Genomic DNA, 22,285 nt, shown 5'->3' on the forward strand with positions numbered 1-22,285 from the left:
AAGTGTTTGTACACTTGTTCATTCATAGTTTATTTCCAGATATCTTTTAACTTCCAATGTGTTAATTCTTTAATTCTTACATCCTCAGCATCTGCAAATACTTCAATGCCTAATCTATCTTCAGTTGGGTAAATACGGCTTGTCATAGTTGCTTGTCCCTCATTTGCAAATACTTCAATAGAGGATCGATCAATGAATATACGTAAAGAAAGCTCTTGATTTGCCCTAAGAATAGTTTTTCTTACACCGTCTTCGACTTTACCAGACTTAGAACAATCAAGTTTTAGTGTTTGTTTGTCCAAGTGATACGTTAGTACAGTCTCTTCCTGGTTAATTCCACGAATTCTTATTCCAACCGACTGAGCGTTACAATTAGTTAAGTCAAACACAGCTTTTATTTCAAGTAAATCTTCGTTTGTTTCTATTAAATAACTATTAGAAATCACATTAGTAAGTGTATTATGTTTAACCTCACGTAATAACTTTAATTCTTCCACAGGATTCATTAGAACTTTATTATTCTCTCCTAAGGTAACTTCACGTGGTAATGTAAGTGCCCCACACCATCCATCTTCTTTTGTTGGCATATCTGATTCCCACATATCCATCCAACCAATAGCAATTCGACGTCCTTTTTCATCTAATAACGTTTGAACTGCATAAAAATCATGTCCATTATCTAACTCACTAAATGAGCCGTGTGTAAAGTCGTTTGTTTCGTAATTGTAATCTCCAATTAAATATCCCGTTTGGAATAAGTTGTTGTATAAATCCCCATCTTTTTTAATACCTTGTGGAGAAATCATGAGAACGTGTTTTCCATCTAATTCAAAGAAATCTGGACATTCCCACATGAATCCAAGGTTTTCGTTTCCTTGTGCCAATACACCAATATATGACCACGTACGTAAATCTGGAGAACGGTATGAAATTACTCTGCCCACATTCTCCTTGGTCGAATTTCCTACTACCATATACCAACTATCTTTGTATTTCCATACTTTAGGGTCACGGAAATGATGACTACTATCCGTAGGTGGTTCAGGAATTACTGGATTTTCTGCAATCTTATGAAATGTTAAACCATCGGTACTAACAGCAAGATTTTGATTTTGATAAAATAGGTCTTTTTCTTTGTCCACATAGTGATGACCTGTATAGATCAACGTTAATTCACCATCATTATCTACAGCGCTTCCGGAGAAACACCCGTCAGTATCACAAGCATCACCAGGAGCTAAAGCGATAGGCAAGTGTTCCCAATGCACAAGATCTTTACTCTTTACATGTCCCCAGTGCATTGGACCCCAGTTTTCATCATAAGGATGATGTTGATAAAATACATGATATTCTCCTTTATACTGTACTAAACCATTTGGGTCATTAATCCAGTTAGCAGGTGCCATAATATGATAACCTAACCGATAACGGTTATTTATTCCCTCTTTTGCAATATCCAATGCTTCTTGCGCTTGTTGAAGTTTGTTTATTGTGAACATTCTAACATCTCCTTATATAACTTGTTTTATGTCCGTTATATTTCCTTCTAAATCTTTAATTTTATTAAAACTTAATAAAGTGAACATTGAAATAATCGTAAAACAAAGGACCATTGTGCCTAGAATAAGGTAAGTATGACGGAACCCTATCATGTCGTATAATTTACCTGCAAAAGGTGATAACAAAGATGCACCTATTTGAGAGGCAGCCTGAAATCCGACTAAATATAAAACGGAAGATAGACGTGTATCGAAGTTAGCTGCAAAATATTTAAAAATAGCAATCAACATAATGGGTAATTCTAGTGCATGTATTAATTTCATTGAAGAAATACCGATTGGCCCTACTACAAGCCCCGAACCAATAATACGAAGTGCCATTAGAAGACCGGCTAATAATAGTCCGTTTTTGGCTCCAATTTTATTTACAATAAAAGGTGCAATAAACATCATTCCAGCCTCTAAAAATACTTGAAAAGAACTTAAATATCCAAATACTTGATTCCCTGTAGCCTCAGTAGGAAATAAAGATGTGTAGTAAATTGGAAACTGTTGATCGTACACACTATATACACACGTTACTCCAATCACATACATCATCAAAAACCAAAATTTCTTTAAAAGAAAAAGTTGTCCAACATCCTTTAATTTAACGGACTCAGCTTTTTCTAATTCATAGTTTGTGACTTCTATTTTCACCGATAAAATAATTCCAACTAAGATAATTGTTGAAACAGATGCCACCCAAAAGTTGATATTTGGATTAATATTAAATAGCTGACCTGCAAAGAAGGTTGCTGACGCCCAACCTAACGAACCCCACATTCTAGACTTTCCGTATTCGAAACCGTATTTGCGGCTAACTTTTTCAACATAGGTTTCAATAGCGCCAATACCTGCAGAAATACCAACGCCTAAATAAATTGCTCCTACAGCTGCACCTAAAATCACATTATATTTTAAAAGGGGTCCATATATATAAATATAAAATGGTCCTACAAATATAAGCATTAAACTGATAAAAGATAATATATTTTTCTTTAGGCCTATCTTGTCGGAGATATAACCATATACAGGCTGTATACACAATGCGAAGATAGCGTTTACAGAGAAAATCAAACCTGTGGCTGATCCACTTAAGTTTAATTCTTGCTTTAACCAAATAGGAAATAAAGAGGCGCTAGAAGACCAAGTAAAAAAGAAAAAGAAAAAATAAGCACTTAGCTTCCAATAGAGAACTTTTGAACTTTTCATGTTTGTTGCTCCTTTAACTAGATATATAGAATCTTTGAAACAAAAACTGAAAGCGCTTTCAGATTCATTTTATGTCAACCGGTTCCACAAGTCAATATTTTTATGTCAACCGGTTGACATTTATTTTAAAAATCACCCATACATAGTTATTATCTTCGTAACAATAACCTAAATTTTTTTATTTAATACCTGTTCCTGAACCACCAATCCCTTCTAAAATATAACGTTGAGCCACTATATAGATAAGAATTAAGGGAATGGTCGATATTGTTAAAACAGCCATAACTTGATTCGTGTAAACTGGCTCCGTACTATTGATGGCTGTAATTGCTACTTGAATAGGAAATTTTGATTTGTCCGTTAAAACCATCAAAGGCCAAATATAATCATTCCAACTTCCGATAAATGCTAGAGTTCCAACTGTAGCAACAGCCGGTTTAGACATCGGTAGCATAATTCTCAAGAATATTTGCCAGGTATTTGCTCCATCCAATTTGGCTGATTCAATAATCTCTGCTGGAATAGCCATGAAAAAGTTTCGGAATAAATAGATATTGAATGCCCCTGCTAAGGCTGGCAGAATTACAGCAAGACGAGTGTCTACTAATCCCAGTTTGTGAACTATAGTAAATTGTGAGATTAAGATTGTTTCTAGTGGTACGATTAAAAGCGCCAATAAAAGACCAAACAGAACTCTTTTTCCATTAAAATTCAATTTAGCAAACGCATAACCTGCCATCCCGTTGATAATGACAGAACCTGCTGCTACACATAAACCATAAAACAAGCTGTTTATTATATAACCAAGTAAATGAAAACGTGACAGAACTTGCTTATAGGATATAAACCAATCTGACGGATGAAAGGAAGGTAGGAAAGCCTTGATACTGTTCATATTATTATAAACTTCTGCTTCAGGTTTCATTGAGGATGCGATCATCCAAAACAATGGGAATATAAACAATACTGCCAGCAAAACTAAACAAATGTATTCTAGAATTGTTAAAGGTCCGAATTTTCGTCTCATTAGTCATCTTCCTCCTTCACTAATTTCCGTTGCGCTAGCGTAACTAACCCAATAATTGTTCCAAATAGAAGAGCAATTGAACTAGCATATCCGACCATTCGATCCGTAAAGCCAGTTTGATAAATGTAATATACAACTGTCATCGTGGAGTTTACTGGCCCACCTTGTGTCATAACCATTGGTTGGACTAATAGTTTAAACGCACCAATTAATGTCGTAATAAATATAAAAATAGAAGTTGGCTTTAATAATGGTAACGTAATATAAATAAAGCGTTGCCATTTATTCATTCCATCTAGCTGTGCAGCTTCGTAGACGTCTCCAGGTATATTTTGCAAACCTGCTAGGAAAATTAACATTTGAAAGCCAGCCCCCTGCCATGCTGAAACAAAAACGATTGTAAACATAGCCTGTTTAGGGCTCGTTAAGAACGGTTGAGCTGATACACCAAAATAAGTAAGTACATTGTTTATAATTCCTTCATTTGGATTTAACAGATAGAGCCAAAGAACTGAGATAACAACGAGCGACATTACCACAGGACTAAAGTAAGCTACTTTAAAAAATGTGTTAGCTTTCCGTTGTTTGTTTAACAGGAGGGCCAGCCCAAGAGCTGCCCCTATTTGTAAAGGAATTACCCAAACGACAAATTTCAGTGTATTCGCCAAGCTTTTCAAGAAAATAGGATCCTTAAATAAATTGATAAAGTTGTCTAATCCAACAAACTTACGCATATCGGGTGTTAAAAGATAATAATCTGTAAATGCATAGTAGACGGACATAATAGCTGGAATAATAAGAAACAGCAATAAAAGTAATAATGCTGGTCCTAAAAATGTATAAGCTACTACATTGTCTTTCCATTTAATTTTATTTTTGATGTTTTTTTCTGCTCTTGGAAATGTGTAAACAGTCTTATTTCCTTTTAATCCAGTTTTAATCATAATGCCTCCTTCTAGCTGCTTTTATCGATTAGCCTTATCGATAGCTGCTTGCATTTCTGTAGCACGTGTATCTAAGACTTTTTTGATGTTTTTGTTTTGGTCATAGAAACTGATATCATCAATTGTTTGTTGGAAAGCACGTGTTACTTGTGGATACGCTGGTGTTACTGGTCGTGCATGTCCTGATTGCTTTAATTGTTTCATAAATACATTCATTTGATCAGAAAATTCTTTTGTAAGTACTTTTTCAGAAGAGTAACGCACTGGTAGTGCTGCAATTGTACGACTTAATTCTAAATTCGAATCTTTATTTGTCATCCAATCTACTAGTTTAGCAGACCATTCTTTATTTTCAGATTTCTGTGTCATTGCAAACTGCCAACTTCCTGAAGGTGAAACCAGTTTCTTTGTCTTGGGTGATACTGGATAAGGCATCACACCATAATCAACTTTTTGAAAATTTGTTTTCATATCCGTTACTGTCCATACACCACTAAACTTCATTGGGTACTTTTCTGTTTCAAAAGCTTGTTTGACCGGAGTACGCGTTGTATAACCTTCTTTTAACATCGTTTGAATAAAAGTCATGGCTTCAACACTAGGCTTTTTATTAAACACACCTTCTGCTTTAGTACCGTCTTTCGAGAGAATTTCTCCACCTGCAGACCATACAAATGGCGTTAGTGCATACGTCAACATTTCATCTTTTGCTTGTAATTGCATATCAATAGCCGGTTTATTATATTTTTCTTTCAACGTTTTACAAAGGGCCATGAATTGATCCCATGTCCAAGGATTGTCAACTGTCGGTAACGTATTTAAATCAACGCCTGCCTCTTGTAGCATTTTTTTATTGTAGTAAATTCCCACAGATGATTCACTCGCACCAATCGCATACAATTTGTCTTTGTATGTTCCTTGTTGTTTGATACTCGGTAGTAAATCATCTTGATCTTTCACATAATCATCTAGTGGAGCAATGATGCCAGATTTTGCATAAGCAGCTGTATTTGGCCCATCCAACGTAATAACATCGGGTAATGTATCAGTTGTCAACGCTGCGTTTACTTTATCCTCATATCCTCCGCCGTTCCCACTACGTGGAATAAATTCAATTTTAGCTTTAACATTTTTAGATGCATACTTCTTGTTAAAAGCATCTACTCGTTTTTTATATACCTTACCTTCTTCACTATCGTCTGATACGTGTACCCACATTGTAACCATTTGTTTGCCATCACTACTTACGCTTTTATCCTTACTACAACCTGCTACAGCAAGAATTAGTAATAAAGATATACCTACTAAAAACCATTTCTTCATACGTTCCAATCCCCCTTATTTTTCCTTATTCACAACAAATATATAAAAGCGCTTTCAAGAAGTATTTTATGTCAACCGTTTACATATGTCAATCGGTTGACATGTTTTTTTTGAAATATCAAACTTTTCGCTCCTACCCTTAAAATGGAGGTATAATATATTAGAATATATGTATTATCAATATCTCGTTCATAATAAAAGTTAATGTTTGTTCGATATAAGCTAATAGTAATTAACCCCTAATTCTTGCACATGTTAGAGATATTTTCTACAATAAGTCCGTAACAAATAAACTTTAATTAATTAAAGTATTCCTCAAAATAAACTATTTCACAATATGAAATTTTTATTAATCAGGAAATTGTAAAGCTATCAAAGGAGGAATTAATTTTAATTGTTGTAAAGTATTTATTTAATAGTTGATAGGCTATTTTTCTAATCTAAACAAAAAATGTGTTGTGTGACTAAAAAATATAAAATCTTATTTAAATAATAAAGATAAAAAATCCTAATATAATATTCAAAAATGGTATTTAGCAGGATAGGAGGAAATAAAATGAAACCTAATATCCATGATGTAGCAAAAGTCGCAGGAGTTTCATCAACAACAGTTTCACGTGTCTTAAATAATCGAGGTTACATAAGTGAAAAAACAAAGGATAAAGTTTATAAAGCGATGGAGGAAATTAATTATTTTCCAAACGATTTAGCACGTTCCTTATTTCATAAAAAAACAAATTTAATAGGATTAATTATACCTAATTCAAGTAACCCGTTTTTCGGTGAGCTGGCTTTTCATATTGAAAGTATTTGTACTTCACTAGGTTATAAATTGTTGCTTTGTAATAGTTTAAACCGTATGGATAAAGAGGAAAAGTACTTAGAAATGCTTATACGAAACCAGGTAGATGGGGTCATTGTTGTAACATACAACCGAGGAGTCCTAGATTATCATAAACAAAATTTACCTATCGTAGCAATTGATCATTATTTATCTGAAAAGATTCCTGTTGTAGGATCCGATAATTATGATGGAGGGAAAAAAGCTACAGAATTGTTAATAAAGAAACAGTGTGAAAATATCATTCATATTAATGGCCCACTCGATTTGGAAACACCAGCAAACTTAAGAAGAAAAGCGTATGAGGATGTTATGAAAGGACACGGAAAATTACCAATTACATATGAAGTCTCTCCTCAAAAGAGCCGTGAGGATGTAATCGCTGAGCTTTTTGATGAAAATCCGGAAGTAGACGGTATTTTTGCAAGTGATGATCTAATTGCGGCTGCCGTCATAACAGAATCTAGAAAAAGAGGAAAGGATATACCCACTCAACTAAAAGTGGTTGGTTACGATGGAACAGAAACAGTAAAGGCTATACTACCAGAATTAACGACCATACAACAACCTATTGATTCTATTGCTAAGGTAGCAATAGACATTTTATCTAAAGAGATTGAGGGCGAATTCAATAATATAGAACTTGAAACGTATCTGCCTGTTAAGCTTTTAGAACACGGAACTACTTAAATAAATTCATAACACTTTCAAACGAAAAAGGTATCTCTTTAAAGATTTGGAAGCAATTTATTCTTAATTTAGAGTCATTAAAATAACTATCTTTTTTCCAAAGATTTCGGGCTTGGTTGTCTCAGAAAGGTTGAGAAATCAAGGATGTATAAAAATTTCATACACCAGCAAAAGAACCCTTGTTAGACGCCTTCAGTATGAGTTCTTTTGTCTGGTTCCTTTAAATTACATTATGTGAACTGAACAAGTATAGGTTATACAGTCTAAAAACAGAAGGAACTACTGTCCCTTGGACTGAACCCAAAAAGTTAGACAATTTATATTTAAGCAACGTAATTGGCATGAGTAGAGTATTCGACTGGACTCATGCCTTTTAATTTCCCCTTAATTCGAGTGTTATTATAGTAGTGTATATATTCTTTTAGCTCTCTCTCAAAATGATCCATATCTTTAAATTGTTGAAGGTATAAAAGCTCTGACTTCAGTTTGAAAAATAAATTGATAACAAGAAAATAAAGATTTCTATAACGCCAAAATTTGCGTTGAATCAGGAATTATATGAAAAGCAAAAGTTAATTTTGTCAGCGAGCATTTCTCTGCATGTCAAAGTCTTTGATTAACTAGGTTTTTATTTATAAATGATTGTGACGAGAAAGCACCTTTCTATTTGTACGGGAGGTGCTTTTTCGTTTCTTATAAAAACATAAAAATGGAGGAACGAAAAAAGCCCAATTTCTCTAGTTTAACACTTAGGAATTGGGCCTTTTAATATTAACGTTGTAAATCCGCATTTCCTGACGCTACCCCTTTTAGATAGAGGAGAAACTACTCTTTTGCATCCCTTTCATATAAGTATAAAATATAATCAGTCATAACACCGGGATGGCCCAATTGCCGTAGCATAGCTGTAATATTGCCACGATGATATGTTCCATGATTGACAACATGTTGTACTACATCAGATAAACGGGTTTCGAGTCGTCCAGCAAATGAAGTTTCAAGCACAAAGGCGGTTTCTATATCTTCTTGACGATTGAGAAACGCTTTGTACCGGCCAGATAAATCGAAAAACATCGTTTCTACTTCCTCGATTCTTTTCGTTTCAATCTGTTCTCTCAATTGATTAGCCGACGCAGATGCTTCATCAAACTTTTCACCAGAAATACAATCTAACCATATGTTGTCAGAGACATAAATGTGCGCCATCACCTTTGATATAGAAGGAAAAACGCTCTGAATTTCCTTTTCGTAAATGTCCTCAGAAAGTTCTTTTAATCGGTCGAAATTTTTTTGGTTTGCCCATACATGGTAGTCGTACAATTTTAATGAGTGATGTGACATTTGAAACTCCCCCTATTTCCCCATTCATTATCGACATTACACAAGGTATCAGTAGTCAACTTAACTATACTTCTATAAAAATATCCTCCAGACCTTTTGTTTAAAGGAGTTTTTTGTTCACTTAATATGAATTATAAGAAGTAACAAACCTTTAAAATTCCTATTAAAGGTTTGGTATATGTGTAATTCAAATGTTGTAAAAGAAAAGAATAACTCTTGCCTTGTTATATTCTTTAGGATAAAATACAATACTGAGATATTTTCTCACCATTTTTATTCTGATTTGAAAACCTACTGTACTCTTGTTTGCACAGTAGGTTTTCTATTATAGAAAAGCGTACAGTTCAATCACAGTGCAACTGATTGGAAAAGGAATGATTAACTACTAAATAGTGGTAATTATTATCTTTATGTAAAATCTAATAACTCTTTTTATAGCTGTAAATAGATAAAAAACATATTGACATTTAATTTCAAACTAACTAAGATGATATACATTACATATACTTTAATTTAATAAACAAAAGCTAAGATAGGATCTTAAGTAATCCTAATCTCCCTGTTATAGAGAGCTGATAATTGGTGGAAGTCAGTACAAAGATTAGAGATGAAATTCACTCCTAGAGCTTCCTCTTCTAATGGTGTTTTAGAGAGGACGGATAAAACCGTTATGCTAATTAAGAGGTAAGATGTTTTTACAATATAGGGTGGTACCGCGAAATTTTCGTCCCTGCTGAATAATTCAGCAGGGACTTTTTTATGTTAAAAGGAGGGCATCATGAAAGAAAATACCGCATCAAAGAATACGTTAAAAAAACAGTTATTACCGCGACACATTCGAATGATTGCTATTGGAGGAATGATTGGGACAGGAATTTTCAAAGGGAGTGCTGATACAATTGGATTAGCAGGACCTTCGGTTATCTTTTCGTATCTATTTGCTGGACTATTGCTTCTCATTGTAATGGGAGCTTTGGCTGAAATGGCTATTGTATACCCATCCCACAATATGAAAGATCTAATTCAAAAAGCTTTTGGAAGACGTTTTTCTTTTGTAACGGGAGCTACTTATTGCTTTATGTGGCTTACTGTGTGCGTTATTGAAGTCATCGCTGCAGGTAGTTTTCTGCAATATTGGTTTTCTTCTATTCCTTTATGGATTCTCTGTCTCATTTGTTCAATTGTACTTATTTTAATTAATGCTACAAGCGTAAAGTCTTTTGGAGAAATTGAGTTTTGGTTTGCTGGTATTAAAATCTTTGTTATTATTGCTTTTATTTTATTAGGTATAGCGATACTATTTGGAATTATGCCAAGTAATAATTCATCTTCTCATTACCTTCACAATTATAGTGATTTTGTGCCAAATGGCTGGAAAGCCGTTTTCTCTACATTACTTGTAGTCATTTTCTCGTATGGAGGATCAGAACTCATTGGTTTAACTATTACGGAAACAAAAGATGCTGAAAAAGTCTTACCAGGGGTAGTTAAAGGCGTTATGTGGAGAGTAGTTCTGTTTTATACTTTGCCTATTTTTATTATCTGTGGCTTGATACCATGGGATAAAATTGATGCAAATGCTAGCCCTTTTGTCCAAGTATTTGAAACAGCCGGGCTTCAAGGGGCTTCTCATGTTATGAACTTTATTTTATTAACAGCTGTCCTTTCAGCAGCCAATTCAGGTATTTATGGCTGTACAAGGATGCTTCATTCTTTATCTCAGTCGGGAGATGCTCCTAAAAGTTTGTCCTATGTGAATAAACAAGGCGTACCTGTTTACAGTTTAGCTTTCAGTGTCCTATTTTTATTATTGGGAACGTACCTCGTATACTTATATCCTGAAAAAGCTTTTTCTTATTTATTAGCTATTCCTGGATTTACAGTTTCTCTTATATGGATTAGTATTTGCTTAGCTCAGCTAAAGCTACGTCCTCAATATAAAGAAAAACCATATTTTAAACTTTGGGGCTTCCCTTATTTAACGCTTTTTGCCGCATGTACATTAATTATTAGCTTCACAGTCTTTCTCATAGACAGTGCGAATAAGTTAAGCTCTATAGTTTGTGTAGCATTCGTTCTTGTAATGGTAATTCTTTCATTTTTCAAAAAGAACACCAAACCTACTTCTCTTGAAATATCGAATGATACCAATTAGATTTTATATTCTTCAAAAACTTAAATCAAAAAGCTACTTTTTAAAGTAGCTTTTTTGATTTATAGAATCACTTACTTCATATGAGAGCATTTTTAGTGATTTAACTCACGATTTGTTTTTGGGATTTTTTCTCTTCATTCCAAGCCTCTAAGGTTTCAAGGCTTGGTAAGTGTAAGATACTCTTTGCATCTCGTTATAGTTGTTTTCGCTGTGAGTGTAGTTTATTTCTTTAGCGTAATATGCCATACAAGATGCCATACTCGTTTTGAGCAATTCTTTCATTTTCTGCATAGCTTGTAGATTACAATAAGCAACATCGATTTCCATTAAGTGCCCAAAATGGTGATGTACGATTGTGTTTGACATACCTTTGTTATCCACACTGTAAATTCGTTAATCATGTTAATTAACTCACGAATGTACTTGTTTTTGTGATGATCAAACTGTTTGTACGTTTCTTCTACTTTGCTAAAATCAATCCATTTCTTTAGTTTAATCATAGGCGGGTTGGTGCTCAAAAAATACGCGAGTTCTTGCAGCTGATTACTGATCCTCAGCCATGTTTCTGCTTTGATCTCTGTCACTTGGGTAGGTTGATACTGTGGCACATACTTGCAAATCGTGGTGTGGAGATAAGAAAAAGCTTCATCAGCAAAATAGACCGATTCTTTATTCCAATACTTTGCGTTGTACTCACCTGGTTTCACTTCTATATAATAAGCATTTTCGACCTTGTCCACATTGGTTATCATTTCAAAAGGAGATTCCATAGCAACACCTCTTCTTTAGATAACGTTAGTATGTCCTTTTTTATTAGTGATTTACCTAAAAATCACTCCCAAGTTAATATCATGTACTTTTATTTTTTTAACCATTTATAAAACATAGGTATGATTGCCCTTCCTTTGAATAGGTTAGTTGTAAAAAAACATATAGCCGAAAGGAAGTAGCAATTATGCATATAGAAATAAATATCTTATTTACTTTAGGTTCTTTAATGGGTTTATTAGTAGGTGGAGGACTTCTTAAATTAGTTAGTCATCTGTCGCGAGGGAGAATTCAGTTTATGTATGCTATATGTGGAGGAATCTTATTAGGGTTATTATTCTTTGATATCCTTCCCTCCACGTGGCATCTGTATGATTTAAAAGGCGTTCTATTGGGCATTGTAGCAGGCTATATCGTTATGTTATGCATAGATCTCTTTTTACACAAGCAAAATAGTGAAATTTCGCCTTTGCAGTCACTTGTTTTATTAACATTTGCAATCTTTTTTCATAATATTATCACAGGTATTACCTTCGGGATAACAGATCTACATCAGTCAGCTTCCGTATTTGTAGCTACCCTCTTACACCAAATTCCAGAGGGTATGGCTATTATGACCGTTCTCTCCATAGCAAAAGTGCCTAACGTCTTCTTTTTATTCATTGTAATCCTTCTATCACTATCTTTGGGTGGGAGTCTATTACTTGGAGAAAGTGTACAAGCTTCCTCGCTTAAAATACAAGCCTTATCTACCGGAGGAGCAGTTGGCACCCTATCCTTTGTTATTTTTCATGAAATAATAGGAAAGGCCATTAGTCACTTCAGAAACCTACATGTATGGCTTTTAATATCGCTAGGAGTACTAATTATTTATATTTATCAATATTCCCTTTCACTATTTCATAGTCATTAAATTTATATAGAAAATTTTAAAACTTTTAGAGATCTTAATTTATAAGGTCTCTTTTTAAACCATAAAAAATCCTCCTCCAAATATAATGCAACACCCACTTTCAAAGAGTGATTTCTTACACTATATTTGGAGAGGATCATATTAAAGTTTATTTATTTTCTTGCATTACTTGAGCCACTTCAGTAAAGATTACGCCTAAACCATGTGCACCCGCGTCTGGATAACCAAGACTTCTTTCTCCAACTGTACCGGCGCGCCCCATACGTGCAACAATCTGTTCGGTTGATTTTGCTCCTTCAACAGCAGCTTCTGCTGCTTTGACAAGAGCATATTTCAAACTTTCACCTTCAACAGCACTTGATGTTAACGTATCTGCATAAGGTACTAAAGCATCAATTAAAGTCTTATCTCCCACAACAGCTCCACGTCCAAAAGAACGTTCTCCTGTTGCTTGAATTCCTTTTACAGACGCTTGGACCATTTCAGCAAATTCTGTTAAAGTCAATTCGGTTTTAGATTCGGTGTTCTTTCCAGCCGCACGAAATGCTGATCCCCAAATAGGGCCCGATGCTCCACCACAATGCTCCATGATAACGATGGAACAAGCCTCTAAGAAGTTGCCAATATCATTTGATTTATTTTCTAGAATTTCGTGCCATTCAGCTTTCAACTGTTTGAACCCTTTAGCAACACTCATACCAAAGTCTCCGTCACCAGCATGGGAATCTAATTCACAGAATGGTATTTCATTTCTAATAATACATTCACTCATTTGGTCAACCATAAAAATTATATTATTCAACGTCAATCGATTTTCCGTTACTACGGAATATTCTTTGTTGGTTTGCACCTCATAAGACACTTTCGGGGCCTCCGCGGTACCAATAATTTCATCATAAGTAACAGCTGGTACTTCACCTTTGATTTTTAGCGCAGGAGTATCGCATTCTTCAGATAGGAGACTCTTTAAGTTCTCATCTAATTTCATAATTGAAATAGAAGCACCGGCCATATCGATGGCTGTCATGTAGTTTCCGACAAACGTTCTTGCAATCGTTACGTTTCTACGTGACAATTCACGAATGACAGAATGATTTAATAAATATAGTTCTTGAAGAGGTGTGCTTCCAAATCCATTAATTAGGACAGCCACTTCTCCTTTTCCATCTTCTATCCCTACTTCTTTTAATAATGAAGTTACCGTACGCTCTGCAAGTTCGTCTGCTGAAATAATTTTTTCACGACGGATACCAGGTTCTCCATGAATACCAACGCCAAACTCCATCTCATCTTCTGCAATCTCGAAAGTAGGAGTTCCTTTAGCAGGAACTGTGCAAGAAGTTAGTCCAAAGCCGATGCTTTTAATATTCGCAATAGCATTTTCTGCTGCCTCTTTCACTTTTGGTAGATCATAGCCGCGTTCTGCTGCTGCACCTGCTATTTTATGAACAAGAACAGTACCAGCTACTCCGCGTCTTCCAACTGTATATAAACTGTCCTGTACAGCAATATCATCATCTACTTTTACATAATCCACTTGAATGCCATCTTCTTCTGCAAGATAAGCAGCATTCTTGAAATTCATCATGTCACCACTGTAGTTCTTAATCACTAGTAAAGTTCCCTTATCGCTAGCTGTTTCTTTAATGGCTTGATAAATCTGTATTTGAGAAGGTGAAGCAAATACATCACCACAAACTGCTGCATCTAACATGCCCTTTCCGACATACCCAGCGTGAGCAGGTTCATGTCCACTTCCGCCCCCGCTAATTATACTTACTTTACTTTTATTAATTTGGTCTTTTTTAATAACTTTATATTTTTCAATTAAATTCAGTTCAGGATGTGCTAGAACCATCCCTTTACACATCTCAAGTACAACATCTTCCGGTTTATTAATAATTTTTTTCATTTTATATCAACCTCTTCTTATAATCATTTCCAATTTGATCTGCTGCAAGAATAGCTGCAGCTACTGACTCTGGATTAACAGGGAATGGCATAGAATAGATAGATTCCTCTGGAATACAAGCTTTATTAGCTACTTCCATTAACTCTTCTTGTGTAATTTGTTCCACTCCAATATCAGCGAGACACACTGGAAGTCCTACTGCTAAACAGAAATCTAACACTTCTTCTATTTCCTCAGTTGGCGCATTTTCCAATACCAATTGTGCTAATGTACCAAAAGCTACTTTTTCGCCGTGGAAGTAGTGGTGCGCACTTTCTAAAAGAGTAAGCCCATCATGAATCGCATGTGCTCCAGCTAATCCACCACTTTCAAACCCTAATCCTGATAATAAGATATTGGCTTCAATAATGTTTTCTAAGGCTGGAGTAACAACATTATGATCGCTTGCAGCTTTTGCTTTAACCCCGTCCTCTAATAGAGTGTTGTAGCAATGTTCTGCTAAAACTAACGCTGCATTTGTACCTTTTGCTGGTGCACATAAGTCCTCACGCACTCCACAAGGTAATCCAGCATTTACATTAGAGAAAGAACGTGCTGTTGCTCTTGCTTCGAAATAAGTGGATAATGCATCCCCCATACCAGATACTAAGAATCTAGTAGGTGCATTAGCGATGACTGTTGTATCAATTAATACAACACTTGGGCTTTGCTTAAAGTATGCGTAATCATCAAAAGCACCCTCTGGTGTATAGATAACTGCGGAATGACTTGTAGGTGCATCCGTAGCAGCAATTGTTGGGACAATAATTAATCCCTCTCCCTCTGCTACACATTTTGCTGTATCAATTGCCTTACCACCACCTAGACCAATTGTACAATCACAGTTGTTTTCTTTTGCTATTTCCTGCAATCTAGAAATTTCTGGTCTTGAACATTCGCCATTGAATCCGCCTTCAAAAAATGTAATATCATATTTTTCTGCTGTTGCATCTAATTTGTCTTGTACACGTTTAATATCTTCAGGATGTGCTATTAAAAGTGCAGAAGTACCAAATGTTTTCACAAAATAACCTAAATTTAAAATTTCATCTTCACCTTGAATGTATTTTGAAGGACTAATAAATGCTTTTCTCATAAATAAAACCTCCTAATTAACTTTGTAATCCCTTACAATCGGAATTTTACTATCTTTTGTGTAAGATTACATTAGTCTTAAATGACGAGTTTTTACAACTTTTTATCGTATTTTTTTGCTCTCTTCACTTAATATGGTATTATTATGACATTATTTCAGGTAAAAATACTACTAAGTTCACGTTGAAAAGAGGTTACCTTTATCGCTGAACACTCTTTTATTTTACGAACTCAGGAATAAAATAAAGGTATTCTCAAATAGGTAATCCAAACTACGACACGGGAAGTAGAAGCAAGGGAGATAAAACATCATTGAAAACTACTTACATGAATTTAGATAAAATACTAGATTTAAAGAAATGGCGAAACCTTCAAGATTCGCTTGCGCTTGTTACAAAATTAGCGATTGTCACGGTTAACTATAAAGGAATGCCCATTTCTCAACACAGTGGTGTACGTCCATTTTGTGAGACTATGCGTAAAAATCCTAATACGGCAAAACTTTGTGAAAAGTGCGATGCGCGGGGAGGACTAGAGGCAGTTAGAACCAATGCTCCGTATATCTATTTATGCCACTGGAATATTGTCGATATTGCCATTCCCATTATAATTGATGATAAATATGTAGGCGCCATCATGGCGGGAGAAGTGAAAATTGAGGATGGTGACAAACATCCTCCCTTGGAACAAATGCTTACTGTTCCATCGAAGGGATTTGAACAGAAGTTAAATAATAATGAGGAAATACAGCGTCTATATGATTCTATTCCTACTCTATCCTATACAGAAATTAACGAAGCTGCTCAAATGTTATATAGGCTTTGTAACTACATTGTAGAGGAAGCTATGAATAAAAACTTGATTTTAGAAGTATATGAAAAGATGGCTCCAGTAAAAGAGGACCTTTCTACTGAAGATATTTCTTACGGTTATTCTCTAGATAATATTCAAAATATAAAAAAGGAATTAGCCAACACAGTTACTAATGCTTACGTAAAAACGTCTATTAACGATCACTTAGTATGTAAAAACAAAGTATTACAGCCAGCCTTTGACTACATTTATAAACATAAAAGAGAAAAAATATCTCAACAAAAGATGGCTGATTTATGTCACATTAGCACAGGTTATTTCAGCCGTGTATTCACCAAAGAAACGGGTATGAATTTTTCTGTTTTTATTTCTCTCAAAAAAATAGAGTGGTCCAAACAATTATTAGAAAAAACGGATTTGTCTATTGCACAGATTAGTGATGAATTAGGTTTTAATGACCCTGGATATTACATCAAGACATTTAAAAAATATGAAAACATAACTCCTAACGTCTATCGGAAATATTATCAAGAAAAGATGTAAAGTTTTCAGTCCTGACGTAAGAAACATATAACTTTTCCATACTGATACTAGTATTCTGAAAAAGGGTGCTTTTCAGTATGGAAAAGCAATGAGAGACAGTCATGTGCTGGCCTTTACGCTATAAATAATATATAAATCTCTATTCCGCATGCTTATAAACATTGGGTCTCAGGTTTTTAAATATTGGGATGTTTTTTTGTTGTTCTGTAACTTTCTGTATATGAATTTCTGCTGTTATGATTTCTTCTTGGTCTCTCCCCTCTTCTATAATGTTTCCATTTGGATCGATGACCATTGAATGTCCAGCGTATGTGTTGCCGGCATGATTTTTATGATTCACATTCCCCACGCTGTCACACGCAATGACGTATACACCATTTTCTATAGCTCTTGCTTTTAATAGTGTTTTCCAATGGTCTATATTTTTAGTAGTCCATTGTGCAACGTAGAATACAATTTTTGCACCTTGAGACGCTGGATAGCGTGTGATTTCTGGAAAACGTAAGTCGTAACATATAATTTGACTAGCTTTGATACCGTTAATCTCAAATACTTCTGGAACTTCATCTCCGCCGGTTAAATAATAATGTTCATCTAACATCGGCACAAGATGTATCTTATCTTTTTGATAGAGAAGCTCACCCGTTTTTGATACCGCAAAAGCTGTATTATAAATGTTGTCATTTCTCTTATTTGAAACCGAACCTGCAATGATATTCACCTGATGTTTAATTGCTAAACTTTGGATAAAAGGAAAAGCTCTCTTTAAATCAATATCTGCTTTTTCTGCTACATTTTTTAAATCATAACCCGTATTCCACATTTCAGGTATCAAAACAATCTCCGTATCCATATCCAGCTTTTCTGCAAATAAGGATACAATACGGTTTTCGTTTTGCTTAACTTCTCCTTCTATAATCTCCATTTGAAATAATTGTACTTTCATGTTTCTCCCTCTTATTCATATATAAATTTATAGACAGAGTATAAATCATTATTATATTTGACATCTTCACCATGTGAAGATGAAATTATAGACGGTTTAATTTCATCTATAATTCGTCCACTATTAATGTTTTCATCCATACTAACTGTGAACTTTCGAATCGGTGGATGTAAAGATTCAGCATTGGAAAAGAATAAGTCTCCAGTTAGCAGCACATTGTCACTTTTATGATGGTATATCACATGTCCCGGCGTATGGCCAGGTGTTAAATATACATCTAAAGGTAACGTTTTAATGATGTTATCACTTAAACCTTCAACTTGATGTTTCACACCTGTTATTTCCTTTTCTGCCTTGTTTGGGTATGGCTTCTCACCGTTAATAAACGGAATTTCAGCTTCGTGAGCATAAATGGGAATATTCAAATTATTCTTTAAATACTTGGCGCCGTCAATGTGATCTAGATGACCATGTGTCAATAGAATGCTTTTGGGCGCTCCTAAAAATTTTGCCGCATTCAGCTGCGTATCTGCATAGTCTTCCATTCCGGTATCAATGAGATAAACACCCCCACCATCCACTACGTACCATGTATTAATCTTAATCGGAATACCGACGACAGTTTCATAAGTGAGCCTATAAACATGTTCAGATATTTGAACCAATTCCAATTCATACACCTTCTTCTAATTTATTTGATATCATAAGTGTAATCAGAAAAAATAGGAGTAACAAGAAGGCACAAATTTGTTACTACCCATTGAGGTGAGGAAATGTCAGACTTTAAAAGTGATCAATACGGCCCTTGTACGTTAACTGTAAAGCAAGCCTGTCCAATTGAATTAGCGATGCATATTATGGGCGGTAAATGGAAAGGCATTATTTTGTCTTTGTTATCAAAGTCACCTATGTATTATAATGCAATGCGCCGTGAAATACCGGGTATTACTCAGCGCATTCTTACACTCCAGCTTCGCGATATGGAAAAAGCCGGATTAATAGAAAGAGAAGAAACAAACGATAACCCTAAAAGAGTTTTATATTATTTAACAGAGCTTGGAGAAAGCTTTCTTCCAATACTTAAATCTTTAGAGAAATGGGGCAATGCTTATATAAGCAAGCAGGAAGAAGGAATAAAAGAGTCTCAATAATTAAGGAGAGTTGGCATTTTTATTTTTGGTAACAGACTCTTTAGAATTTAGCCTATACATGGCTATAAACTCCCAAATTTAGTTTTCTATACATAACATCTATAGCTGTTTTAATGAAGATTAAGAGATAGTGATAACGATACAAATACTAAAGTTTCTACTAATTTTTTTAGAATGGCATGATTTTTTTCATTTTCCTTTCGAAAAGGCATATGTTAGTTAATAAAAGATACCTTTATTGTTGAAAGGAAAATTGATCTTATGATTGCGTCAAAGGTTAAATTTGCTGCCTCGTTCTATGCAATAATGTCTATTAGTTTTTGGGGAATTTCTTTTGTCTCTACCAAAGCTGTTTTAGATAAACTAGATCCATACACACTCCTTGTTCTTCGTTTTGGAATTGGGGCACTTTTTTTATTGTTATTATTAGTGCTAAAGAGATATCCATTAAACATTTCGCTTAAGTATATTCCTCATTTGATTGTGTTAGGTATCCTTGGAGTATTCATTCATCAAGTTATTCAGGCAACAGCACTTCTCACAATAAATGCTTCGGCAGCAGGGTGGATTATTTCGTTTTCTCCTGTATTTACAGTCATTCTCTCAGTATTTTTTTTGCATGAAAAGATGACTTTAATAAAAGCATCAGGGATTATTGTAGCTATTATTGGCGTTCTACTGGTGACCACTTCTAGCAATCAGCATTCATTTCAGCTTCCGATTAATATTGGTTACCTGTTAATGATTTTAAGTACGTTAAACTGGGCAATCTATTCTGTCCTATTAAAAAAGCTGGATATCCAACTTCCCTCTCTTGTTGTTACGTTTTATATGTGTTTAATAGGATTTACTCTAACGACTCCTTTTCTTGTAAGAAATAAAGGCTGGGAGATCATGCCTTTTTTAACGAGCGTGGAGTGGGCTCATTTATTATTTCTCGGTGTATTCGTTTCAGGTGTTGCCTATTGGTACTGGGCAAAGGCATTAGAGGTTTTAGAGGCGTCCCAGGTATCTGTGTTCCTTTATTTAGAACCAGTAGCGACATTGATAACAGCTGTTTTACTGTTACGAGAAAAGATTATTCCCGTCAGCATATTAGGAGGAGTCATAATTATAGTGGGAGTAATTGTAGCTAATGGAAGACTACTAACTTTTTTAAGGTACTTGCCATGGAGAAACAAAAAATTGTAGCTATGCAGAAAACCTAAAAATTTGTGCTGCTCATAAGGAGGTAATGCGTGTATGAGCTTAATTGAACAGGTAAAGCATATTTTAGATAACTTGGACTCCCCTACCAAATTGGAACTGAGAGAGGCTCTTTTGGCTTTAGATATAAACTTTAATGATTTAAAACCACTATTGCAGTCAGCAAAAGACAAGCCATACTATAGAAAGCTTCTCTATCAAAATGACGAAGTAGAATTACTTGTTATGAATTGGTCAGCAATAGAGTGTGCTCCTCACGATCACGGTCATTCGCATGGATGGATTCAAGTAGTAAATGGTACAACTATAAATACGGTTTACGAAGTTAAAGAAAACCAAATGCCAGAAGAGCTTTTTTCTCAGCATCAGGGAAAAGGTAAGCTTTTTTTTGCTCCCAAGAAAGGTGTGCACAAGATGAAGAGTGCTGAAGGCGCGGGTCTAGTTACTCTTCATCTCTACTCTCCCCCAATCAAGGAGATGATGGTTTATGATTTCAAAACATGCGCTGCTTGCATTGTATCCGATGATTGTGGAGCGTGGTGGCCAGATCATCTTCGTCAAAAGGTAAGAGAGATTCAATTAAAGAAGACAGAATGATGTTTGTTAACCCTTGGGATATTTCTCATACAGAAACAAAATAATTGCTTAGTCGAGTTAAAGGACGTGCATTACGAGGTTTTCTTGCTTACAGTTAGCTGTCTTAGCAAGAAAACTCCGCTAAACATCATTAATTCTATGCTAAATAAAAAAGACAGAAAGAGTCTATTTCTTCCTGTCTTTTTAGTCAATTAATCATTAACAACATGAGTTGTTTGCAGATGACTTTTCATTCAATCCAACGCTATCCTCAGTCGTATGAATCTTACTATCAGATTTCGTGTAAAAGAATTCCCATTCGTTTCCGTCCGGATCTGTTAACCAAAACTTATCTTGCATAGCATAAGTCGTATCCATCTCTTCACGAGCAAAGAAGCCCTCTTTTTCTAATCGTGATTTATGAGAATGGATTTCTTCAGGCGTCTCTATTTGGAAGCCGAAATGATTTACTTGATTACCCTTTACTTCGTCCCGTACGTTTAAAGTGAAATTTAATCCTGGCTCATCTACTAAGAATTTAGCGTAATCTACTTTCGTTTTTACAGGTTGAACGCCAAATACCTTTTGATAAAATTCAATGGACCCCTCTAGATTTGTTACATTAATTCCTACATGAACATATTTCATTTACACTTCCTCCTTCGCATGATAAACAATATTATTTTGAATGTAGTAAATTACGAGCATGAGCCGCTTTTACTTTTATCTTTTCTAAACAAGCAGCAAAGCTCCTCAGATAACAGGTGGTTTACCTCTTTATCATTTAAATCATAATAGCTCCATGTCCCTTTCGTTTCTTTTGTGATGAGGTTTGCTTCTAATAAAATCTTTAAATGATAGGAAAGTTTAGATTGAGACATTCCAAAGCATTCAGTTAGATCACATACGCATGTCTGTCCTCGCTGGCAGAGCTCATACATAATTTCTAATCTCTTTTGATCAGCAAGGGCTTTAAATTTTTGTTCGTACTGTTTAAATGGGTGCTTCCCTTCCTTAACTGTTTCCATTGTCATTCTCCTTCATCAACTTTTTTTGATTTAAAGTTCGAAGTTTTCAGCAGCTTTTTTAAAGTTACGATATGTAGTTTCCCCTCTTAGCATAGGATCTTGATGAAAAAAACGCTGAAAGATTAGGTTTTGTGCTTCCTTATGGTCCATCCCTTGGGTATTCATAACTAAATGAAAATAGGCTCGAAAGTACGTAACAGATAAGTTTCCAGAGTTGTTGA

Annotated in this window: 20 protein-coding genes, 1 pseudogene and 1 other annotated feature; of the genes and pseudogenes, 7 read left to right on the forward strand and 14 right to left on the reverse strand. The window is 34.9% G+C overall.

All coding sequences use genetic code 11. From position 1 onward, the window contains the following. Nucleotides 1-29: 29 nt before the first annotated feature. From MMB69_RS15685 to MMB69_RS15705, 5 genes are all read right to left on the reverse strand, one after another. Nucleotides 30-1,490, reverse strand: coding sequence for a glycoside hydrolase family 32 protein (locus MMB69_RS15685; protein WP_221783408.1), 1,461 nt, complete (start codon nucleotides 1,488-1,490; stop codon nucleotides 30-32). Nucleotides 1,491-1,511: 21 nt separating this feature from the next. Next, nucleotides 1,512-2,753, reverse strand: coding sequence for an MFS transporter (locus MMB69_RS15690; RefSeq protein ID WP_277447969.1), 1,242 nt, complete (start codon nucleotides 2,751-2,753; stop codon nucleotides 1,512-1,514). Nucleotides 2,754-2,931: 178 nt separating this feature from the next. Next, the gene (locus MMB69_RS15695) at nucleotides 2,932-3,780 is read right to left on the reverse strand and encodes a carbohydrate ABC transporter permease (protein WP_221782535.1); all 849 of its coding nucleotides are present in this window, start codon (nucleotides 3,778-3,780) and stop codon (nucleotides 2,932-2,934) included. Then, on the reverse strand, nucleotides 3,780-4,724 hold the full coding sequence (locus tag MMB69_RS15700) for a carbohydrate ABC transporter permease (RefSeq protein WP_236019661.1): 945 nt from the start codon (nucleotides 4,722-4,724) through the stop codon (nucleotides 3,780-3,782). Before MMB69_RS15700 ends, MMB69_RS15695 begins: the two co-directional genes overlap by 1 nt. A gap of 21 nt (nucleotides 4,725-4,745) precedes the next feature. Further along, nucleotides 4,746-6,047: an ABC transporter substrate-binding protein gene (locus tag MMB69_RS15705; RefSeq protein ID WP_221782533.1), complete on the reverse strand. Its 1,302-nt coding sequence runs from the start codon at nucleotides 6,045-6,047 to the stop codon at nucleotides 4,746-4,748. Between the two features lie 556 nt (nucleotides 6,048-6,603). Here MMB69_RS15705 and MMB69_RS15710 point away from each other — a divergent pair. After that, on the forward strand, nucleotides 6,604-7,578 hold the full coding sequence (locus MMB69_RS15710) for a LacI family DNA-binding transcriptional regulator (protein ID WP_221782531.1): 975 nt from the start codon (nucleotides 6,604-6,606) through the stop codon (nucleotides 7,576-7,578). A 323-nt stretch (nucleotides 7,579-7,901) separates the two neighbouring features. Here the strand turns inward: MMB69_RS15710 and MMB69_RS15715 are convergent. After that, nucleotides 7,902-8,078: pseudogene (locus MMB69_RS15715) on the reverse strand (IS3 family transposase); the annotation flags it as partial. A gap of 325 nt (nucleotides 8,079-8,403) precedes the next feature. After that, on the reverse strand, nucleotides 8,404-8,919 hold the full coding sequence (locus tag MMB69_RS15720) for a DinB family protein (protein WP_221812916.1): 516 nt from the start codon (nucleotides 8,917-8,919) through the stop codon (nucleotides 8,404-8,406). Between the two features lie 520 nt (nucleotides 8,920-9,439). After that, nucleotides 9,440-9,654, forward strand: a binding site (T-box leader). 43 nt (nucleotides 9,655-9,697) lie between these two features. Here MMB69_RS15720 and MMB69_RS15725 point away from each other — a divergent pair. Further along, nucleotides 9,698-11,074: an amino acid permease gene (locus MMB69_RS15725; protein ID WP_269870966.1), complete on the forward strand. Its 1,377-nt coding sequence runs from the start codon at nucleotides 9,698-9,700 to the stop codon at nucleotides 11,072-11,074. Between the two features lie 326 nt (nucleotides 11,075-11,400). Here the strand turns inward: MMB69_RS15725 and MMB69_RS15730 are convergent, their stop codons facing one another. Continuing rightward, complete coding sequence (locus MMB69_RS15730) at nucleotides 11,401-11,844, reverse strand: hypothetical protein (RefSeq protein WP_277447970.1); 444 nt, start codon at nucleotides 11,842-11,844, stop codon at nucleotides 11,401-11,403. 185 nt (nucleotides 11,845-12,029) lie between these two features. Here MMB69_RS15730 and MMB69_RS15735 point away from each other — a divergent pair, with 185 nt between their 5' ends. Next, nucleotides 12,030-12,755, forward strand: a complete 726-nt coding sequence (locus MMB69_RS15735) for a ZIP family metal transporter (protein ID WP_277447971.1) — start codon at nucleotides 12,030-12,032, stop codon at nucleotides 12,753-12,755. Nucleotides 12,756-12,903: 148 nt separating this feature from the next. Here the strand turns inward: MMB69_RS15735 and dhaK are convergent, their stop codons facing one another. Together dhaK and MMB69_RS15745 are read right to left on the reverse strand one after the other, a co-directional pair. Then, nucleotides 12,904-14,667 (reverse strand): dihydroxyacetone kinase subunit DhaK, encoded by a 1,764-nt coding sequence (gene dhaK / locus MMB69_RS15740; RefSeq protein ID WP_277447972.1) that lies wholly within the window; start codon nucleotides 14,665-14,667, stop codon nucleotides 12,904-12,906. Nucleotide 14,668: 1 nt separating this feature from the next. Next, on the reverse strand, nucleotides 14,669-15,802 hold the full coding sequence (locus MMB69_RS15745; RefSeq protein ID WP_221782519.1) for a glycerol dehydrogenase: 1,134 nt from the start codon (nucleotides 15,800-15,802) through the stop codon (nucleotides 14,669-14,671). A gap of 311 nt (nucleotides 15,803-16,113) precedes the next feature. On the opposite strand from MMB69_RS15745, the gene MMB69_RS15750 reads away from it, so the two are divergent. Then, nucleotides 16,114-17,157: a PocR ligand-binding domain-containing protein gene (locus MMB69_RS15750; RefSeq protein ID WP_221782517.1), complete on the forward strand. Its 1,044-nt coding sequence runs from the start codon at nucleotides 16,114-16,116 to the stop codon at nucleotides 17,155-17,157. Nucleotides 17,158-17,296: 139 nt separating this feature from the next. Here MMB69_RS15750 and MMB69_RS15755 read toward each other — a convergent pair whose 3' ends face one another. Both MMB69_RS15755 and MMB69_RS15760 read right to left on the reverse strand, forming a co-directional pair. Beyond that, nucleotides 17,297-18,103, reverse strand: coding sequence for a carbon-nitrogen family hydrolase (locus tag MMB69_RS15755; RefSeq protein WP_277447973.1), 807 nt, complete (start codon nucleotides 18,101-18,103; stop codon nucleotides 17,297-17,299). An 11-nt stretch (nucleotides 18,104-18,114) separates the two neighbouring features. After that, nucleotides 18,115-18,774, reverse strand: a complete 660-nt coding sequence (locus MMB69_RS15760; RefSeq protein WP_277447974.1) for an MBL fold metallo-hydrolase — start codon at nucleotides 18,772-18,774, stop codon at nucleotides 18,115-18,117. Between the two features lie 102 nt (nucleotides 18,775-18,876). Between MMB69_RS15760 and MMB69_RS15765 the strand changes: the two genes are divergently transcribed. From MMB69_RS15765 to MMB69_RS15775, 3 genes are all read left to right on the forward strand, one after another. After that, nucleotides 18,877-19,254: a winged helix-turn-helix transcriptional regulator gene (locus tag MMB69_RS15765; RefSeq protein WP_221782511.1), complete on the forward strand. Its 378-nt coding sequence runs from the start codon at nucleotides 18,877-18,879 to the stop codon at nucleotides 19,252-19,254. Between the two features lie 261 nt (nucleotides 19,255-19,515). Further along, nucleotides 19,516-20,445, forward strand: a complete 930-nt coding sequence (locus MMB69_RS15770) for a DMT family transporter (protein WP_277447975.1) — start codon at nucleotides 19,516-19,518, stop codon at nucleotides 20,443-20,445. A 51-nt stretch (nucleotides 20,446-20,496) separates the two neighbouring features. Further along, a complete protein-coding gene (locus MMB69_RS15775; RefSeq protein ID WP_221782507.1) occupies nucleotides 20,497-21,057 on the forward strand; it encodes a cysteine dioxygenase in 561 nt (186 codons plus the stop codon). A gap of 198 nt (nucleotides 21,058-21,255) precedes the next feature. On the opposite strand, the gene MMB69_RS15780 is transcribed toward MMB69_RS15775, so the two are convergent. Further along, nucleotides 21,256-21,684 (reverse strand): ArsI/CadI family heavy metal resistance metalloenzyme, encoded by a 429-nt coding sequence (locus MMB69_RS15780; RefSeq protein WP_277447976.1) that lies wholly within the window; start codon nucleotides 21,682-21,684, stop codon nucleotides 21,256-21,258. A gap of 50 nt (nucleotides 21,685-21,734) precedes the next feature. Next, nucleotides 21,735-22,064: an ArsR/SmtB family transcription factor gene (locus tag MMB69_RS15785; protein ID WP_221782504.1), complete on the reverse strand. Its 330-nt coding sequence runs from the start codon at nucleotides 22,062-22,064 to the stop codon at nucleotides 21,735-21,737. Nucleotides 22,065-22,285 lie beyond the last annotated feature (221 nt).

Source organism: Priestia sp. P5, from assembly GCF_029522155.1.
Classification (GTDB): Bacteria; Bacillota; Bacilli; order Bacillales; family Bacillaceae_H; genus Priestia; species Priestia megaterium_E.

Coding starts and splice junctions, on each gene's coding strand:
- MMB69_RS15710 (WP_221782531.1), top strand. CDS start 6,604: ATGAAACCTAATATCCATGATGTAGCAAAAGTCGCAGGAGTTTCATCA.
- MMB69_RS15755 (WP_277447973.1), bottom strand. CDS start 18,103: ATGAAAGTACAATTATTTCAAATGGAGATTATAGAAGGAGAAGTTAAG.
- MMB69_RS15765 (WP_221782511.1), top strand. CDS start 18,877: ATGTCAGACTTTAAAAGTGATCAATACGGCCCTTGTACGTTAACTGTA.
- MMB69_RS15700 (WP_236019661.1), bottom strand. CDS start 4,724: ATGATTAAAACTGGATTAAAAGGAAATAAGACTGTTTACACATTTCCA.
- MMB69_RS15775 (WP_221782507.1), top strand. CDS start 20,497: ATGAGCTTAATTGAACAGGTAAAGCATATTTTAGATAACTTGGACTCC.
- MMB69_RS15745 (WP_221782519.1), bottom strand. CDS start 15,802: ATGAGAAAAGCATTTATTAGTCCTTCAAAATACATTCAAGGTGAAGAT.
- MMB69_RS15695 (WP_221782535.1), bottom strand. CDS start 3,780: ATGAGACGAAAATTCGGACCTTTAACAATTCTAGAATACATTTGTTTA.
- MMB69_RS15735 (WP_277447971.1), top strand. CDS start 12,030: ATGCATATAGAAATAAATATCTTATTTACTTTAGGTTCTTTAATGGGT.
- MMB69_RS15725 (WP_269870966.1), top strand. CDS start 9,698: ATGAAAGAAAATACCGCATCAAAGAATACGTTAAAAAAACAGTTATTA.
- MMB69_RS15690 (WP_277447969.1), bottom strand. CDS start 2,753: ATGAAAAGTTCAAAAGTTCTCTATTGGAAGCTAAGTGCTTATTTTTTC.
- MMB69_RS15730 (WP_277447970.1), bottom strand. CDS start 11,844: ATGGAATCTCCTTTTGAAATGATAACCAATGTGGACAAGGTCGAAAAT.
- dhaK (WP_277447972.1), bottom strand. CDS start 14,667: ATGAAAAAAATTATTAATAAACCGGAAGATGTTGTACTTGAGATGTGT.
- MMB69_RS15720 (WP_221812916.1), bottom strand. CDS start 8,919: ATGTCACATCACTCATTAAAATTGTACGACTACCATGTATGGGCAAAC.
- MMB69_RS15770 (WP_277447975.1), top strand. CDS start 19,516: ATGATTGCGTCAAAGGTTAAATTTGCTGCCTCGTTCTATGCAATAATG.
- MMB69_RS15785 (WP_221782504.1), bottom strand. CDS start 22,064: ATGGAAACAGTTAAGGAAGGGAAGCACCCATTTAAACAGTACGAACAA.
- MMB69_RS15780 (WP_277447976.1), bottom strand. CDS start 21,684: ATGAAATATGTTCATGTAGGAATTAATGTAACAAATCTAGAGGGGTCC.
- MMB69_RS15705 (WP_221782533.1), bottom strand. CDS start 6,047: ATGAAGAAATGGTTTTTAGTAGGTATATCTTTATTACTAATTCTTGCT.